Source organism: Alkaliflexus imshenetskii DSM 15055 (genome assembly GCF_000517065.1).
GTDB lineage: Bacteria > Bacteroidota > Bacteroidia > Bacteroidales > Marinilabiliaceae > Alkaliflexus > Alkaliflexus imshenetskii.
The window spans coordinates 1,932,820-1,950,745 of sequence record NZ_KI912105.1; the positions used below are offsets into that span (position 1 = coordinate 1,932,820).

The 17,926-nt window shown below is 43.7% G+C and carries 14 protein-coding genes; 2 read left to right on the forward strand and 12 right to left on the reverse strand.

Annotated elements, in window-relative coordinates; genetic code table 11:
* Positions 1-470: 470 nt before the first annotated feature.
* Positions 471-815 carry a hypothetical protein gene (locus ALKIM_RS18015; protein WP_052345482.1) on the reverse strand — a complete coding sequence of 115 codons (345 nt, stop codon included), beginning with the start codon at positions 813-815 and terminating at the stop codon, positions 471-473.
* 636 nt (positions 816-1,451) lie between these two features.
* Here ALKIM_RS18015 and ALKIM_RS0108020 point away from each other — a divergent pair.
* Together ALKIM_RS0108020 and ALKIM_RS0108025 are read left to right on the forward strand one after the other, a co-directional pair.
* A complete protein-coding gene (locus ALKIM_RS0108020; protein WP_026474181.1) occupies positions 1,452-2,996 on the forward strand; it encodes an AbgT family transporter in 1,545 nt (514 codons plus the stop codon).
* 313 nt (positions 2,997-3,309) lie between these two features.
* Positions 3,310-4,008 carry a hypothetical protein gene (locus ALKIM_RS0108025; protein ID WP_026474182.1) on the forward strand — a complete coding sequence of 233 codons (699 nt, stop codon included), beginning with the start codon at positions 3,310-3,312 and terminating at the stop codon, positions 4,006-4,008.
* Between the two features lie 109 nt (positions 4,009-4,117).
* Here ALKIM_RS0108025 and ALKIM_RS18020 read toward each other — a convergent pair whose 3' ends face one another.
* From ALKIM_RS18020 to rsgA, 11 genes are all read right to left on the reverse strand, one after another.
* Complete coding sequence (locus tag ALKIM_RS18020) at positions 4,118-5,062, reverse strand: CPBP family intramembrane glutamic endopeptidase (RefSeq protein ID WP_052345483.1); 945 nt, start codon at positions 5,060-5,062, stop codon at positions 4,118-4,120.
* 58 nt (positions 5,063-5,120) lie between these two features.
* On the reverse strand, positions 5,121-6,101 hold the full coding sequence (locus tag ALKIM_RS18025) for a DUF2279 domain-containing protein (RefSeq protein ID WP_052345484.1): 981 nt from the start codon (positions 6,099-6,101) through the stop codon (positions 5,121-5,123).
* A gap of 50 nt (positions 6,102-6,151) precedes the next feature.
* Entirely contained in the window at positions 6,152-6,937 is a 786-nt protein-coding gene (locus ALKIM_RS0108040; RefSeq protein WP_026474183.1) for a formate/nitrite transporter family protein, read from the reverse strand.
* Between the two features lie 123 nt (positions 6,938-7,060).
* Positions 7,061-7,786 (reverse strand): pyruvate formate-lyase-activating protein, encoded by a 726-nt coding sequence (pflA, locus tag ALKIM_RS0108045; RefSeq protein ID WP_026474184.1) that lies wholly within the window; start codon positions 7,784-7,786, stop codon positions 7,061-7,063.
* 153 nt (positions 7,787-7,939) lie between these two features.
* Positions 7,940-10,150: a formate C-acetyltransferase gene (gene pflB / locus ALKIM_RS0108050; protein WP_026474185.1), complete on the reverse strand. Its 2,211-nt coding sequence runs from the start codon at positions 10,148-10,150 to the stop codon at positions 7,940-7,942.
* A gap of 656 nt (positions 10,151-10,806) precedes the next feature.
* Positions 10,807-11,805 carry a beta-ketoacyl-ACP synthase III gene (locus ALKIM_RS0108060; RefSeq protein ID WP_026474187.1) on the reverse strand — a complete coding sequence of 333 codons (999 nt, stop codon included), beginning with the start codon at positions 11,803-11,805 and terminating at the stop codon, positions 10,807-10,809.
* A gap of 286 nt (positions 11,806-12,091) precedes the next feature.
* Positions 12,092-12,277, reverse strand: coding sequence for a 50S ribosomal protein L32 (rpmF, locus tag ALKIM_RS19635; protein ID WP_084555837.1), 186 nt, complete (start codon positions 12,275-12,277; stop codon positions 12,092-12,094).
* A gap of 12 nt (positions 12,278-12,289) precedes the next feature.
* Complete coding sequence (locus ALKIM_RS0108065) at positions 12,290-12,838, reverse strand: YceD family protein (protein ID WP_026474188.1); 549 nt, start codon at positions 12,836-12,838, stop codon at positions 12,290-12,292.
* A gap of 308 nt (positions 12,839-13,146) precedes the next feature.
* Positions 13,147-14,307, reverse strand: coding sequence for an ATP-binding protein (locus ALKIM_RS0108070; RefSeq protein WP_026474189.1), 1,161 nt, complete (start codon positions 14,305-14,307; stop codon positions 13,147-13,149).
* 81 nt (positions 14,308-14,388) lie between these two features.
* Positions 14,389-16,629: an ATP-binding protein gene (locus ALKIM_RS0108075; protein ID WP_026474190.1), complete on the reverse strand. Its 2,241-nt coding sequence runs from the start codon at positions 16,627-16,629 to the stop codon at positions 14,389-14,391.
* A gap of 77 nt (positions 16,630-16,706) precedes the next feature.
* Positions 16,707-17,633, reverse strand: a complete 927-nt coding sequence (rsgA, locus tag ALKIM_RS0108080) for a ribosome small subunit-dependent GTPase A (protein ID WP_026474191.1) — start codon at positions 17,631-17,633, stop codon at positions 16,707-16,709.
* Positions 17,634-17,926: the final 293 nt, after the last annotated feature.

Genomic DNA, 17,926 nt, shown 5'->3' on the forward strand with positions numbered 1-17,926 from the left:
TTGTTATCAACCTTGGTGTTCACGTATAGTACAAAAGATGTGGTAATCAGCTGTAATATACTGAATATCAAGGTTTTATCCAAATGCTTTAGATTATTATTTAATTGATTTTCAATTATTTAACTGTTTTGTCATGTACTAAGGCCTGAATTATACATTTTCATTACCTCTGCTAATTGATCATAGTGTCCCTTATCCCAAAGGTATTTGCAAAACTCATGAAACTCAGCTCTCGTAATTCCGCCGACTATACTTCTTAGTTCAACAGAGCTACATTCGTTATCTTTAAACTGACTAAATTTTAGACTTGCCATCGAATTAATAATTTATTAAATACCTACTCTTCACACACCATGTGTCCCTTTTCGGCATCCGGGGCATTGTTTTTCCGGCCGGGATAAATATTAAATGCAGAGTAAAAATATGGCGTGCCACTCCAAAAACTCTGGAGTGAGAGAAACTCGGGAAATTTAAATTACTTCGAAATAAGGCAGGAGAGTTCCCGGGTTTTTCTGGCAAAACGAGGAAAGACTTTTGTTTCGCGTGGAGAAGCCACCTTTTATTGTGGCGAGTTGTATGCGCGCTTCAGGCAAGAACCCAAAAACAAAACGCATGGGTGTGATGTATTCGTATCTGTTTCTATATGAGTTATACCTGATTTCGGCACCTAAATCTTTTGCCGTTTGTAGCAATTGGAAAAGTGAACTCTCTGAGATTTCGAGTTTTTGGGCAGGCTGAGATGGGCTTCCTGTGCAGTTTAACCGGATAAGTTGATCCAGTTGTTGCAACTGTTGAATTTTTCGGGATAGCAGCATGGGACTTCGGGTTTAAGGTTAAAAAAGAGACTCCGTTCGGCGTAGTCTTGTGAATAAGCACATGCGTTGGCTAACTACGTCGAATCTTAACTGGCCATTTGCAACTGCCATTGACTTTCTCAATTTTCAAATCTTGGTAAAGCGCGAATCTGTGATTCGTGCTTTTTTTAACGTAGTTTTTATCTGCCATCACGATATACAAATATGAGTAAACTCGGGCTAAGTGCAATAGTCAACTTCGCTTTATAAAAACCAGTAGTTTTTTAATAAATTGCAGGTTTCATTGAGCATAAAAATTACAGTTACATAATTGCGATTAACAAGTTACTTTAAGCGAAGTTAAATACTTGGCTTTGCCAGGGCAAGCAGAGGCCCTATTTACAAATTCGAGTTAACGGCGAAAATTAAAACCCTCATCACCAGCCAACATATACTGCGCTGATATAATGGACTTAACCAGTTAAAGAGAGAAGCAAACCAACGAACTCGCAATACATCACAATTAATACTTGACAAAACAGGCTTTGGCAAATTTCTCATTAATTGACATTTTTCACCCATGGTTTTGGTTTTTTTTACGATTTTTGAAAATTGCAGCAAATAACATACATCTACTAATTCACAATATTAAAACGCATGTCGCAAAAAGAGAGTCATTCCACCCACCCTCCCAAGAGCAGCGGTCTCCTCCGATGGATAGAAGAACTTGGCAATAAGTTGCCCCATCCATTCTGGATGTTCGTTTGGATAACCATATTCATCGTACTGCTGAGCGCTGTGGCCGCCTTTTTCGGACTGAGTGCCATCGATCCAGGCAGTGGCCGCGAAGTGGTGGCGCAGAATCTCATTTCGGGCGAAGGGCTTCGCAGGTTTCTGGAAGAGATGGTCACCAATTTTGCTCACTTTGCGCCCTTCGGGTTGGTGCTTGTCATGTTAATGGGTGTGGCCGTAGCCGAGCGGAGCGGACTCCTGACCATTGTGCTTCGCACCATGGCATTTGCGGTTCCGCGTAAAATTGTGCTTCCCGTAATTTTTATCATCGGTGCCTGTGGTAACATTGGTTCCGATGCGGGCGTAGTCATTGTGCCTCCCATTGCGGCACTTATTTTTATGCAGATGGGGTTACATCCCATCGCAGGGCTCATAGCCGGGTATGCAGGCGCCACAGCCGGCTTCACAGCCAACTTTTTCATAGCCGGCACCGATGTACTGCTTGCCGGCATCAGCACCGAGGTGGCATCCCATTTTGATGACACCATTGAAGTGAGTGCCACAGCCAACTGGTACTTTATGATTGCTTCCACATTGATGCTTGGCATTGGCGGTGCTTTTGTGGCCTCACGGTATACCATACCAAAATGTGCAGGTTTTGCAATTGGTGAAGAGGGCGTGGAAGCCTTTAAAGAAACACCAAAACTGTCAGCAGCCGAGAAGAAAGGACTTAAATATGCCGGACTGGCCACCTTGCTATTCATTGCGCTCATCGCCATTCTGGTAATACCGTCAAATGCGCCGTTGCGAAACCCCGAAACCGGTGGCATTGTGCCATCGCCATTCCTACGCGGACTGGTACCTATTCTCTTCTTCTTTTTTGCCATACCGGGATATGTATATGGAAAAATAACCGGCACCATCACCAAACCCGACGATGCACTCCGCTTTATGGAAGCCGGCATGAAAGATTTGTCGGGCTACATCGTACTCATGCTGGTGGTAGCGCAGTTCATTAACCTCTTTAGCTGGAGTCGTCTGGATACCATCCTGGCCATCAACGGCGCAGAATTTCTTCAGGCATCGGGTCTCACAGGGCCGGTGATGTTTACGTTATTCATGATTATTGTGGCATTTCTCAACATCTTCATCGGCAGTGGATCAGCCAAATGGGCCATCTTTGCACCCATCTTTATTCCCATGCTGGCGCAACTTGGCTATAGCCCCGCCTTTATCCAGCTGATGTATCGCGTAGGCGACTCCATCACTAACTGTGTAAGCCCTCTATACATCTACTTCCCGCTGCTCATAGGCTGGGTCAGAAAATACGATAAGAACGTAGGTATCGGCACCATCCTCTCTCTGCTGATTCCCTATGCAGTGGTATTGTTTGTGATGTGGGTGATACTTCTCTTCATCTGGTATTGGGTGGGACTACCAATCGGCGTTGGCGAAGGCATATATCTCTGATTATACAATCATCAGAATACAATAAATCGCTGTATTTTTAGGAAAGTGCCCTGAAGATACAGCGATTTTTCATACAAATTATCCGGGCTTTCGTCAAAATTTTATCACAAAAAACCAATGTGCTATTGTGATTCAAAGTCAGTATTTGTAAATAATTTCTCTATTCAGATAATCCCCAATTCTCTTTTCTGATAATCAGACCTTTATTTTTTCTTGGATATATCGTAACTTTTACATATTTTCACCGAATAACCATCTTTTATGAACAGTAAGAATCATTCGCCAAGTTGATTCGTCAAAAAGTTTCAGCAACATGCCATACCGTCGTTTGCCCAACACCGATCAGGCCCGCGTAAGGGCGCTTAAAGCCGCGCTAAAAAAGGGAACTTCAATAAGTCCCATTGAGTTGGCATACTCCCAAAAACTATTGCTGGAACTAAAGGCCTTCTTTCCTCATTTTGAGCAGGTGCTCAACCAATATCAACACAACCGCGACCGACAGGCAAAAATTGGCAAACTATTGGGCGAGCAGTTCAGATCGGCACGTTTGTATGTGTCCCATTTCTTTCAGGTTGTTAACCTTTGCATTCTGAGAGGAGAATTAAAGCCCGACGTGCGCAAGTACTACAAACTACCAGTAGAGGAGCGCTCGGTACCAGAAATTGGCACTGAACAACAGCTGCTGCAATGGGGAAAAAACCTTATTGAAGGAGAAGAAGCCCGAATGGCAACTGGTGCCACAAGAATCTATAACCCATCGTTGGCCATGGTGAGGGTAAAATTCGAAAAGTTTGTGGAACAGTACAACATTCATAAGGACTTACTTAGCACCTCCCAGAAACTGATGGAAAAAGTCACAGACTACCGCACACAGGCCGACCGGCTGATTACCAACCTTTGGAACGAAATAGAAGCCTCTCACGAAAATCTAGATCCGGATCAGAAGCGCGATGCCAGCAGCGATTACGGCGTGGTATATGTATTTCGACCATCCGAAAAACTTCAGGACTAGACAGATACTCCATCAAGTTACATAGTGGTGCAAACCATTAACGGAGCAGCCTGAAATGTGATACTCTGTCCCGGCATTTAAATTCTTTAAAGCCTGCTCCTTTTAGATGCTAATCATCCTGCGAGGAATCCATAATTACCTGACTAGAATCGATCTCATTGTCTGTTCGTCGGTTTCTAAGCAACCACCACACAAAACATGCTGCAAGCAAGCTGCCTATGGCAAGCCACCATGAAGGCGCATCCAGATTCGGATCGAGTGGGTTGACCTCCGGCTTATAGGCACGATAATAGTGAAACACCACCAGCGACATCAGATTATTAAAGAAATGTGCTGCAATGGGGTACCAGATACTACCACCATATACCAGCATGTAACCGAGCAATCCGCCAAGAATAAACCGCGGCATAAAGGTAAGAAACTGCATGTGCATGGCACTGAAAACAAAGGCAGTAAACCATATTGCCAAATGGTGATTTTTAACCCAACGTTGAAACGTAGGCTGAATGGCACCTCGGAAAAGCATCTCCTCGCCAAAAGCAGGCAAAACAGCTATCATTAAAACATTGAAGAGAATGGCCAATGGATTGGTCGTATCCAAAAAGCGAAAAATAATGCCTGATGCACTCTCTTCGGCTGACTTCATCCACATTTCAATGCCCCGTAGCGATTCAGGCAATGTAAGGGAAGCGTTCCATTGGGCACTCCAGGCGGTAAACGGCTGTGCCACAAAAATTAGCAACACAGAAATTACAACCAACCGCCAATTTGCTGCTCGAAACCATAACCAATATATGGGACGCACGGAGAAAAGCCAAGCCACAATCAAAGAGGGCACTACAAATATGGCAAAACTCTGAACCATCTGAAGATATTTGAGTACAGCAATAGAGCCTCCTGCCGTGGCTACCTCCATAATACCGTTTAATCCAATCACGGGCAAAGCCATGAGCACACCTATGAGTGTTACCACCACAGACGATAACAGCACAATAATAAAAATCAGAAGAAATTGCACAAACGGCATGGTATGAGATAGAGCGCCCTTTTTCATGTGTATGCTTTAAATTATTCGAGCTTAAAAATAGGATAATTTTTGAAAATAGGATGCCCTAGAAATAGAGCAGATGCAGTCTCATATCCTTTTTGGTATTCCATTCCAAAGTAGGAAACGGAACTTTAACAATAAACATGTTGTCAAGAATTTTCTCCAACAGTTGATTTCTGGTTTTTATCTTGCTTAAATCAATATCAAATGAAAGCAAAAATTGTCGGTAACGCTGTGTTTCCGGAATGGACACGCCTTTATAGCTTTCCATGTTTTCGAACTCTCCAAACATACCTCCTGCACTATAACCAATGGCAAGATTAAGCCAATCAGGCGCACCTAATCGCGGCACAATCTTATTAACGCCTATACTTACCCAGTATGTATGTCCATTATAATCCTTCATCATCTGATTGAAACCACTGCCCAAATAACCATTGGCTTGTTTTGCATAAGGTGAAGGTGAGAATGAGAATTTGTAAGTGACAATCTGCTCCTGGAAAATCAATTCTTGTGCACAAAACAGCAATGAACCAGCGGCATTGGCACCCACATCGCTCCATGAAAAGCCCCATCCCTCATACATACCATCCCATACTTCGATGGGCATCTGCAATAAAAAACCCATACCTGCGCCGTAGATGGCTGCCTTGGAACGGGATATTCCAGCCCACCGGAGTGACTTGAACCCGGCATAGCTCATAAGGTAAGCACCATAGGCATGACCAAACTTATCCATCTGGTTATACCCTTTAAAATCGTTGTAAAAATGAAAAGAGACTCGCTCCTTATCCTTATACCATACGTACTGAAGATAGCTCATATACCCCAGGTACATTGCTGAAAATCCGCCAATGACTGCATTAAGCCGGCAATTATTGAAGGCAGGACCTTCATCAGCACCTATTTGCAGGAATTGCTTGATTACAATTGCACTGGAATCGTTTGTTACAACCCCTCGTGCAAGCTCTCTGTTTTCACCATTCGTCAGGACGGCAAAAAAACATACAAGAAACAGAAAACTGCCCCTTTTAGGTAGACACATCTCTTCAAGTGTTAAGTAATTTTAGCGCCTTCCCTTTACCTGAGAGTGAATCAGGCGCTCTTTTCATATACATACCAATACAAACCTCCGGTAAGCAAGGAACCTCCTACAATGTTGCCAAGTGTAGCAGGTATCAGATTGTTTACGATAAACTGCCCCCAGGTTACATCCGCACCATAAAAAATAGCTGTGGGGATAAAAAACATGTTGGCCACACTGTGCTCAAAACCCATTGCCACAAAGGCCATTACAGGAAACCAGATGGCAAGAACCTTTCCGGGAATGTCTTGTGCCGCAAAAGCAGTCCATACTGCCAGAGCCACCAGCCAATTTGCGCCAACACCTTTTACAAACACGGCGAAAAACGTGGCTCCTGATTTATAATGTGCAATTGCATACAGACTGTCGAGCCAGGGCGCTTTGGCGAACATACCACTGTGATAGGCAAGAATGTATGCCACAAAAAGAGAGCCCACAAAGTTGCCTAAGTAAACAATTGTCCAGTTCCTGAACATGGTAGTAATCGGCATTTTTCCAGAGGCCACCGGTGGTATAAAATATGCTGTGTTGCCCGTAAATAAATCGGCACCGGCCACAACACACAATATCAATCCCAAGGGGAACACTGCGCCCATCATAAACTTCTGCAACCCCGGATTTTCAACTGCCACACCCGGCATACCACCGCCAACAGTGACAGCCAAAAGACTTCCAAGGGCAATATATGCCCCGGCCAGAAAAGACAATACAATGGTTTGTTTAAGCGTAGAATTGGCACGTGTAAAAGCAGCATCGTGCGCTTTGGCTACAAGCTCTTTAGGTGATAGATAAGACATTCTGACCGATGTTTTTATTTGACTTTTTTAATTGATACCTCACTAAATACCGTTAAAACATAAAAATCTGCAGACCAATGATCTACAGATTGAATTTCCCCTTTTAGGAAAACCATAAAAAAACTAATTAATAATAACTTCCGAGACGTAATTCTCAAAAATGGCTTTAGCTTTACTTAACTGTTCTAAAGTATTGGAAGGGACATCCGGAATCTGATACTCCCAACCCAAAGCTTCATACTTGTGTACGCCCAATTTGTGATAAGGTTGTATTTCGAGCTTTTTTACATTGTTCATCTCAGCAATTCTCATCCCCAACCCGTGCAAATCGGCCTCATCGTCTGAATAGCCTGGCACAAGCACGTATCTTATCCATGTTGGAACATTCTGTTGAGCAAGATAATCGGCTAAAGTGAGCGTGCGCGAATTGGCCTTGCCAGTGAGTTTTTTATGCTTCTTCGCATCCACATGTTTTATGTCGAGCAGAACCAAATCGGTATGTTGCAGCAACTCCTTCACAGCCTCGTTCAGAATGCTGCCGTTGGTATCGATACAAGTGTTAAACCCGTGGGCTCTAAGCATTTTAAACAATGGTATCAGCTCACGTGCCTGCATGAGCGGTTCACCACCAGAAATGGTGATACCGCCATTCTTTCCAAAAAATGGCCGCTGACTTTGAGCCATGAGCAGGATGCTTTCGGGCGTCATCTCACTGCCCGAACCAAACTCGATGGTGTCGGGGTTGGCACAGTAGAGGCATTTAAAATTGCATCCCTGCAGGAAAACAACCAACCGGATTCCGGGGCCGTCATACGTGCCAAGTGATTCTATGGAGTGTACCCTGAGCATAATAGCCAGATAAGGGTTTATAAAATGGTTTAGGCAGGTAATAAAAGAAGACAGATGCTCAGACAGGAGTCCAGATATTCGCTATTGCCCATAGGAGCAACTCTGAATAACCTGCTACCACTGCCTAACATCTGTTATTCTTCTTTTTCTATATCAGATAGTTTCAAAGAAACTACGTGCTATCACGTCTTGCTGTTGTGCGCGCGTAAGTCGTACAAAATTTACCGCGTATCCCGACACCCTTATGGTGAGCTGCGGATAATGTTCAGGATGGTTCATGGCATCTTCCAACAGTTCACGATTGAGCACATTCACATTGAGGTGATGCGCATCCTTGGTGAAGTAGCCATCCATAATAGATACCAGGTTTTCCTGACGTTGCTCCTTAGTAGCTCCAAGCGTTTTGGGAACAATGCTAAAAGTGTTTGAAATACCGTCCAGTGATTCGCGGTAATCAATTTTTGATACTGAGCTTAGCGACGCAATGGCTCCGCTCTTGTCACGTCCGTGCATGGGATTGGCTCCCGGTGCAAAGGGCACGCCGTGCGCACGACCATCAGGTGTGGCACCGGTTTTCTGTCCGTACACCACGTTTGAAGTGATGGTAAGAATAGATAGCGTGGGCTCAGCATTTTTGTATGTTTTCAGCTCTTTAAGCAACCCGTTGAAATAGGCCGGAATATCCTTGGCAAATACGTCCACACGGTCGTCATCGTTACCATAACAAGGAAAATCTCCGTCAATCAGAAATTCCGAAGAAACGCCCGACTCATTGCGAACCACAGTAACTTTGGCATGTCTAATGGCCGAAAGTGAGTCCGCCACAATGCTTAATCCTGCGGCACCGTAGGCCAGATTTATTTTCGGATTTGTGTCCACCAATGCCATCTGCATCTTCTCGTAATAATACTTGTCGTGCATGTAATGGATGATGTTCATGGACTCATTGTAGATACGAGCCACCTCTTTCATGGCCAGTCGGAAATTGGTCATTACCTCATCAAAATCCAATACATCAGATTTCAGTGCGGGGATGTTATTTAGCACCTGCTTACCCGAAAGCTCGCAACGACCACCGTTGATGGCGAGGAGCAATGTTTTAGCCAGGTTGGTACGGGCACCAAAGAACTGTATCTGCTTTCCAATCTCCTGAAATGATACACAACATGCAATTCCATAGTCGTCGCTATGTCGGGTGCACTGCATAAGGTCGTCATTTTCGTATTGAATGGAAGAGGTATCGATAGAAACCTGCGCACAAAACTTCTTAAATCCTTCCGGCAAATCTTTTGACCAAAGGATGGTCATGTTGGGCTCTGGAGAGGGACCCAAATTGTATAAAGTCTGAAGAAAACGGAATGAGGTCTTGGTTACCTTATGGCGTCCGTCGGCCAACTTACCACCAATGGCTTCGGTAACCCAGGTTGGGTCGCCGGCAAAAATCTCATTGTACGCTTCCATGCGCAAGTGGCGCACCATACGCAGTTTCATCACAAACTGGTCGATAAGCTCCTGGGCATACTCTTCAGTAATCAGACCTTTCTCGATGTCATTCTCGATGTAAACATCCAGAAATGAAGATACGTTACCTAATGACATGGCCGCACCGTCCTGCTCTTTTACAGCAGCCAGATACGCCATATAAACCCATTGAACAGCCTCTTGGGCAGTTTGAGCCGGACGGGAAAGATCCAATCCATAAATATCGCCCAACTCTTTCAAATGGCTAAGAGCTTTAATCTGATCCGCCACCTCTTCGCGCAAACGGATGCGCTCGTCGGTCATGGGGCCAGTCAGCCCAAGCAAGTCACTCTTTTTGGCTTCAATCAATTTGGCTGTGCCATACAAAGCCAGACGGCGATAGTCGCCAATGATACGTCCACGAGCATAGTTATCGGGCAATCCGGTAAGAATACCCAAGGAGCGGAACAATCTGATTTCGGGGGTATATACATCAAAAACGCCGTCGTTGTGAGTTTTGGCGTATTTAAATACATTTTTCACATCTTCGGCAACCTCAACGCCATGCTCTTCACATGCTTTTTCAACCACGGCATAGCCTCCAAAGGGTTTCATGGCGCGTTTAAGAAGCTGGTCGGTTTGCAACCCAACAATTATCTCTTTATCCTTACTGATGTAACCGGCCGCGTGTGACACTGCACTGGATATCACCTGGTTGTCGATACCTAAAACACCATTATTGGCGCGCTCCTGAGAAATGGCATCCAGGCAAATTTGCCACAAATCTTTGGTTCTCTGGGTAGGCTCACACAAAAAGCTGCCATCTCCGTCGTACGGACGAACATTTTTCAATACAAAATCGCGAACATCAATCGCATTCTGCCAGTTTCCGGGTTTGAACATCGTTATAAGGTTTTAATAGTTGTTATGCGTGAAAACAAAACATTGCAAACTGTGCATTTGACTTTATTGTTGCTTTTTTCAATTTTAGCTTCGCAATTTCAATCAAAATTGCTATCTCGAGTTTGCAACGGCAAATATAGAGAAAAGTTTCCTTAATGATTCGCCCGCACGTAATTTTTCTGTTTTTTTAACTAAGCAAAGAGTAAAAACTCTTTTTATAGCAATATACATTAATCTCTGTTTCATGTATGTACGTTTTTTGAAAGAAATACTTATTGCCATATAACTACCTAACAAACCGAACATCCATTTGGTTTTAATAACATAAAATCCCCTATCAATAATTGATAAAGTCATTATAGACTTTTAAAAGGATGCGGACAGGTGAGAAAACCGGAGAGATAAAAAATCAGGAAGGATAATTTGAAATCGACAACAAGACACAAATGGCTTAATTGCTTCATGAAACTACATTGGTTTGTGTCTGGTTTACTGTACCGGTCACCGCGTGCCGAATAGCAGCATTGTAATTTGTTTCAACGTTGAATTGCACACAACTGGATCTTAAAAATTGCCTGTAACCATGTGAAAGAGCAGGGTCAAAAAAAAATAGCACCTCTCATGAGATGCTATTTTTAATATATAATTGTTGCTGCCTACTGGGGATCGTAACCCCATTTCAGCAGAAGTGAACCCCACGTAAACCCAGCTCCAAAAGCAGCCAGAATGATGTTGTCACCTTTTTTCAGTTGTTTTTCCCATTCAACCAGGCACATTGGAATGGTGGCAGCGGTGGTATTGCCGTAACGTTGAATATTCACCATTACCTTATTTTTATCGATACCCATGCGTTCGGCCGTAGCGTCAATAATTCGCATATTGGCCTGATGTGGCACCAGCCAGGCAAGCTCCTCCGGCGCAATGTTGTGCTTATTCATCATCTCCACAGATACGTCGGCCATCCGCGAAACAGCATGTTTAAACACATGTTTGCCATCCTGAAAAATATAGTGTTCACGGTTATCGATGGTCTCGTGTGAGGCAGGTTTTACAGAACCACCTGCTTTCATGTTAAGATATACACGTCCAAATCCATCGCTCCGCAGGATGCTGTCTATCACGCCTACCGGTTCATGTGTGGGCTCAAGCAATACAGCTGCTGCAGCGTCGCCAAACAATACGCATGTGGTACGGTCGGTATAATCAACGATGCTACTCATTTTATCTGCCCCAATCACAAGCACCTTCTTTTTAGCGCCTGCCTCAATAAATTTAGATGCGGTATCCAGCGCATAAAGAAACCCTGAGCATCCGGCATTAAGGTCAAAACTGTGGGCATTGCGGATGTTTAATTTGTCGGAGACGATGTTGGCGGTGGCGGGAAACACATGGTCCGGTGTAACGGTAGCACAGATAACCAAATCGATCTCATCGGGATGCGTACCTGTTTTGTCGAAAATCTGTTTTACAGCTTCCACAGCCATATCAGAAGTTCCTTTTCCCTCTCCTTTGAGGATGTGCCTCTCTCTGATGCCAACGCGGGTCATAATCCACTCATCAGTTGTGTCAACGATTTGACTTAACTCATGATTGTCAAGAATGTAATCCGGCGCGTAACCTCCTACGGCCGTAATCACAGCATTCATTTTTCTCATTCACTTTTTGTTTATCGCCCCAAATCCGGCTGACCTCTTTCAACCGGCTGCTTCATGTAGTTTCCCCGCCAGACAACTACAATCCCCATTCGGGTAAAATGACTAAATTAACAAATCGGTTATCTAATCAGTCATAGCTGAACTTCTGATGCAGACTCTATGACAGGGTATTTATCATACCTCATACAAATGTATAAAAAGTCACCGGGTCTCCATTCCCCAACCCCAATTAAAAAAATTGCCCCGGACTTTCATCAGGGGCAAGCTTCTTTATCAGTGAAGGAGCTTATGCTGTAACTTCTTTCTCTACAGCCAGCTTTCCTCTGTAATAACCACATTCGCCACAAACAGTGTGCAGCTTCACAGATGAACCACAGTTAGAACAAACACCCAATGCAGGCATAACAGCCTTGTAGTGTGTTCTTCTTTTGTCTCTTCTGGTTTTCGATGTTTTTCTCTTAGGATGTGCCATTTTTCAACCTCTTTACTTGTTTTTATCTATTAATTTCTTCAATGCGTCCCACCTGGGGTCTTGTTCTTGTTCCTGTTTTTGTCCCGGTTCTCTGTCAACCATGTACTCCGAAAGTTTTTTAACCATTTCCGGGTCACAGCCACTATTTCCCTTCTTATCCCTGGGATGCAGATGCCTGATTGGCAAACTGGTAACTATGAGATCGTAAATGGTATGCGCCACATTGATTTCATACTCCTCCCTGGGAATCACAATAATGTCATCGTCTGGTTCTTCAAAAGCATCGCCAAACTTCACATATTGCCTGCTGTTGTGTTTAACCGGCACATTGATGGATTCAAGGCAATTGTCGCATAGCGATGCCACGTAACCTTCAATGTGATAATCCAGAATCAGCATCTGCTGCCCTTTATTCAGGTTAATTTGCACCTTAATGGCGCCATCCTGATAGAGCGCATCTTCAAAAAGCGCAAAAAAATCACCATTGACAGTATAGTCAAACAGATGATTCCCATCTTTAAGGCCTTTAAAGCCAATACTGTAGTCTTTCAGCTTTCTCACAACACCTTCCGGTAAAAACGGTGCAAAGTTATAAAAATAAAATACTCAGGGAAATAAATTATGCTTTTTTCTTATTATTTGTTTCCTGATAAATTGAAATCCCTTACTCGATGCACAAAAAAACATACTACTCAATATCAAAAAGCGTTGTATCGCGCATGGTTCCGCACCTATCACAACGGCGAAACAAAAGCTGCTGATTCAGCCGCTTAAACTGGAATTACAAGCTGCCTCTTAATAATAGGATTGGCAATTTAATCAAAAAAATGAGAATATTCCTGTTTTGTAGTTTTGGATGTCAGCGGCATCTATTTTTTAGTTGGCAGCACAATGCGAAAAGTAGTGCCCTTGCCGGGCGATGAGGCAAGGATGAAAATACGCCCCCCGTGATACTGCTCCACAATGCGCCGGCTAAGTGTGAGGCCCAATCCCCAACCACGTGCCTTGGTTGAGTAGCCGGGCTTAAATACCGTTTTTTGTACGCCTTTAGACATCCCTTTGCCTGTATCAGAAATATCCAGGACAATCTCATCATTTCTATGTGCAAACAACCGAATTGTGATTTGCCCCTCCCCTTCCATCGCATCAATTGCGTTTTTACAAATATTCTCAATAACCCATTCAAACAGTGACCTGCTTAATGGAATATGTGATACCGGTATTGTCTCAAAATGAAGATTGAAAACCACAAATGAGGAACTGCGCTTTTTGAGATAGTCGGCCATACCCTGAACCACCTGGGTGATATCCTCGGGATACAACTCCGGCCGCGAGCCTATTTTAGAAAACCGTGAAGTGATGGTCTGCAACCGCTGAATATCAAACCTCATTTCGTCCAGTAGCTGAGGGTCGGCATTTTTCATACCCAGCACATCGAGCCACCCAAGCAGTGACGTGGTGGGTGTGCCCAATTGATGCGCTGTTTCACGTGCCATTCCTACCCAAACCTGATCCTGCTCCCATTTGCGGGCCACACTAAAGGCCACATAAGCTATAAGCATAAAAACAAAAACTACCAACAGTTGCACAATAGGAAACCACTGTAGTTTGCGCAAAAGTATGGAGTCATAATAATAGATATACTGCCACTCTTCGTCAGAAATTTTTACAGGAATAGGCTGGCGGTATTTTTTCATTTTCTGCAATGCCTTCTCAAGCTGTACTTCATCGTTTCGTCCGGAGAGCTTCACATTTCGATGAAAAACAATATTGTCATCGTCCTCAGTAAGTATTACCGGCACCGTGGTGTTATTTCTCAGTATTTCGAGAATGAGCGCCATGGTCTCACCCGGTGTGGCATCAATGGTGAGCAAACGGTTGGCCTCTGCCCATAACTCCATCTTCTTCTGTTCTTCGAGCTTTAGCTCTGACGTCAGTCGATTGGTATAAAGCAAAGTAAACACACTGATAGCTGCTGCTCCCAGAAACAACAGAAATTTCCACCAACGTTTTCGATTATATAACTGCATTAACCCACTATTAAAATTAGCCACTGAAACAAAAACGTGAAAGGAGAGAAAATCGTGTGGCTATTATTTGCATTTTGAAAATTATCTGTGACTCGCTGGCTCGTTGGCTCCCATGCCCCATTTGTTTATCAGCTTCACCACCCCATCATAGGTAACAGGCTTTATGAGAAAATCGGAAAAGCCACATGCTTCATACTGCTTTTTTGCCATGTCGATAAGATTGGCGCTGGTGCCTATCAATAAAACAGGACATGAAACGGCGATGGATTGTAAACTGACGATGGCCGCTTCGTTATTGTCAGCATCCTCGTCGGCCTCGAGCAATATCAGATTAACTCCCTCAAATCCGATATTAGCAATGGCTTCGTTGATACTGCGAGCAGTGCTGGTATGGTAACCAAATCGATGCAGGAGGTTGACTATTAGTCGCTGATTCAGCACGCTCTCCTCAATCACCATCACATGAAAAACCTCGGGTATGGAGAGGGTCGCTGTACGCTCTCTCTCGGAAATATTGGGGAAGTGTCTTTCGAGGAATTGCCGAAGTACCATCAGCGGAATGGGTTTTCGCAAGTAGACATCTGCACCCATTCGGCGAGCTAGGCTGGTATTGGATGCCTGAAAATCACTACTCTGCATCAAAATAAGGTGCTTTTTATGCAGATGGCTGTTGTGCAACTCCTGCAGGAACTCCAGCCCGTTGAGATCATACCTGTGGTCAATAATCAACAAATGACAGTCATTTTCAACTTTTAAAGATTCAATGGTTTCGATGGTTGGCGATGCAATCTGGAAGTTAACCCCCAGTGCTATCAGGTTGCGCGTCAACACGTGCACCTGCATGGGGTCGTCGGTTATCACATGTGCCCTTATCTGGGCATAAGACTGTATGGCTGAAAAATCAAGTGTTTTTTGATATCTGCGGGTTTTTAGCGGAAGCGTAAAACTAAACTCCGAACCCGGGTAGTTGGGATCGGTCGACAAGCCCGACGGACTATTTACCCATATCTCGCCACCCATGAGGTTCACTAACTGCTTTGAAATGGTTGTTCCAAGTCCTGTGCCTCCAAACTCACGTGTGGTGGTTTCATCGCCTTGCACAAAAGGTTCAAATATGGTCTTTAACTTTGATGCGCGAATTCCAATTCCGGTATCGCGTATTGAAAACTGTATGGCAGCAGCCCCTGCAGTGGTCTTTGCTGCTTTGGCCGATACCTCTATCTTTCCTGACGGAGTAAACTTTATGGCATTGTTTATCAAATTGTTCATTACCTGCCTTACCCGAAGCGGATCGCCAATAAAATCATGAGGAAGCACCTCACCAAAATCGGTCACAATCTGTATCTTCTTCTCCCGCGCCAACATTACAAAATCGTGTATTATTGCTTCTATTTCATCCTTAAGGTTAAACGCAATGGATTCGATTTCAAACTTTCCGGAATCCAGTTTTGAAAAGTCGAGAATGTCATTGATAAGCGTCAGCAGTGTTTCGGCCGACCGTTTGGCCACTTTGGCCATTTCCTTTTCCTGAGCGGGCAAATGAATCGAATTAAGAAGCAAATCGGTCATGCCGATGATTCCATTGAGCGGAGTGCGCAATTCGTGGCTAATATTTGTGATGAAACCGGCTTGAGAACCCGTTAGTTCAGATGCATTGCGTGGTGTAAAACTGCTCCAATCATGGTAAGTCTCTATAACATATTTCTCCGACTGAAGAAAAAAGAGGTTCTTTTCGTTGTAAACAACTTTCTCATTTCCAAAAGCATCTTGAATGATGTAGCGCCTGCCCGATGCAGAAACCTGCTCTTTTCGAACCACTTTTAAGCGTGAGAAGAGTTGGCGTTCGTCCAACATTTGTCCGATTACAATGTCGGCATCCTCCAACTCAAAAAGCCGCAGTGCTGCGTTGTTAACCTGGCAGATATGTCCTTGAGGGTCTACTAGGATAATCCCGGTAGGAAGATATTGGAGCACTTTACTCAACGCCTGTTCGGATTGGCGAATGCGCAACTTCTCCATTTGTTGACGCCGATAGTAGATGACAAAGATGATTCCAGCCATTACCAGCAGTGCCAACGACACCCATAAACCCAACACCACTTTGACAGACAAAACATAGGGTATTGCCAGCAGTTTAAAAGAAACAGGGTAATCAATCAGGGGGCTGGATAAAACCATCTCGTTCAAAAAAGAACTGTAAAGAAGAGTCGTTTCAATCACATTTGGAATAAAAAAAACCGGCGCCTCAGACGATGATGCAACGCCATCAGTCTGATTCCAGATGAATAACAATACGAGGGATGAGAGTAAGGTGTTTTTCATAATCTATATAAAAGAGCCGATTAAAAACGGCCAACACTTAAAATTAAGTCTGTGATGCATTATCCCAAATATTCATGCTACCGATACTTTTCATCCTTGTTTAAAAGAATGCTGATATAACTGTTATATCTCGAAAACGCTATCTCGCCATTCTCTACGGCCTGTTTTACAGCGCAACCGGGCTCATGCAGGTGAGTGCAGTTATGGAACTGACACTGTTGCGACACAGCAAAAATCTCCCGGAAATAGTGATACAACTCCTCTTTCTCAATCATTATCAATCCAAAGCCCCGAATACCCGGCGTGTCGATAATATATCCGCCAAAGGAGAATGGATGCATCTCTGCAAAAGTTGTAGTATGCTTTCCCGACTGATGAAACCTTGAAATGTCGCGGGTTTTCAAATTTAAACCGGGTTCCAGACGGTTTATGAGCGTACTCTTCCCCACTCCGGAGTGACCTGCAATCAACGTGGTTTTGTCCTTTAACAACTCCCTTATCTCATCCAGATTCTCCTGGTTCTTTGCCGATAAAGCCCTTGTTTCATAGCCAACATTCTCGTAAACGGCGCGTAGCTCTTCCATTTGAGCCAGGTGCTTTGTATCATATCGATCCGTTTTATTGAAAAGCAAAACCACCGGAATTCTGTATGCCTCAGCCGATGTTAGAAATCGATCGATAAAAATATTGGTGGTAATGGGGTAATTAATGGTAACCAGCAAAATGGCCTGGTCGATATTTGCCGCCAGAATATGCGTCTGCTTAGATAGATTGGTGGCCTTGCGAATGATGTAGTTCTTGCGCTCATGAATGTGCGTAATGACACCATTTCCAGTGATGTCATCCATTTCAAATGTAACCCTGTCGCCCACAGAAACAGGGTTTGTTGATTTGAGTTCGTCAAGTCTGAACTTCCCCTTTATGCGGCAAGCCACTGACGGACCAGCCTCCTCCTTAACGGTGTACCAGCTGCCTGTTGATTTTATTACAACTCCCTCTTTCAAAGCAATAGATTTATATGTTAATTAATTCTCTGATTGCTTCAAAAAGCTGTTTAAACAAACCCTATATGCCTTATTCAAAGTGTGGAACAATGCCCTAAGCAACCAGAATATTATGTTACAAAAAAAGTGGCACCTCATTGCCATCCGATTCAAAATTACGTATTTTATAAGTTAATACAACATCTAAGAAAGTAATAATGAATGGAAAGAATCAACTTTTATTGTTTTTTACAAACCTGATAAATTAAAATAATATCATCCGTTTGTAAGAAAAATGCATACAGTTGTCAAAA

Bases quoted from the DNA above. Each gene is read 5' to 3' on its own strand.
- ALKIM_RS18015 (WP_052345482.1), bottom strand. From the start codon at position 815: ATGCTGCTATCCCGAAAAATTCAACAGTTGCAACAACTGGATCAACTT.
- ALKIM_RS0108020 (WP_026474181.1), top strand. From the start codon at position 1,452: ATGTCGCAAAAAGAGAGTCATTCCACCCACCCTCCCAAGAGCAGCGGT.
- ALKIM_RS0108025 (WP_026474182.1), top strand. From the start codon at position 3,310: ATGCCATACCGTCGTTTGCCCAACACCGATCAGGCCCGCGTAAGGGCG.
- ALKIM_RS18020 (WP_052345483.1), bottom strand. From the start codon at position 5,062: ATGAAAAAGGGCGCTCTATCTCATACCATGCCGTTTGTGCAATTTCTT.
- ALKIM_RS18025 (WP_052345484.1), bottom strand. From the start codon at position 6,101: ATGTGTCTACCTAAAAGGGGCAGTTTTCTGTTTCTTGTATGTTTTTTT.
- ALKIM_RS0108040 (WP_026474183.1), bottom strand. From the start codon at position 6,937: ATGTCTTATCTATCACCTAAAGAGCTTGTAGCCAAAGCGCACGATGCT.
- pflA (WP_026474184.1), bottom strand. From the start codon at position 7,786: ATGCTCAGGGTACACTCCATAGAATCACTTGGCACGTATGACGGCCCC.
- pflB (WP_026474185.1), bottom strand. From the start codon at position 10,150: ATGTTCAAACCCGGAAACTGGCAGAATGCGATTGATGTTCGCGATTTT.
- ALKIM_RS0108060 (WP_026474187.1), bottom strand. From the start codon at position 11,805: ATGAGAAAAATGAATGCTGTGATTACGGCCGTAGGAGGTTACGCGCCG.
- rpmF (WP_084555837.1), bottom strand. From the start codon at position 12,277: ATGGCACATCCTAAGAGAAAAACATCGAAAACCAGAAGAGACAAAAGA.
- ALKIM_RS0108070 (WP_026474189.1), bottom strand. From the start codon at position 14,307: ATGCAGTTATATAATCGAAAACGTTGGTGGAAATTTCTGTTGTTTCTG.
- ALKIM_RS0108075 (WP_026474190.1), bottom strand. From the start codon at position 16,629: ATGAAAAACACCTTACTCTCATCCCTCGTATTGTTATTCATCTGGAAT.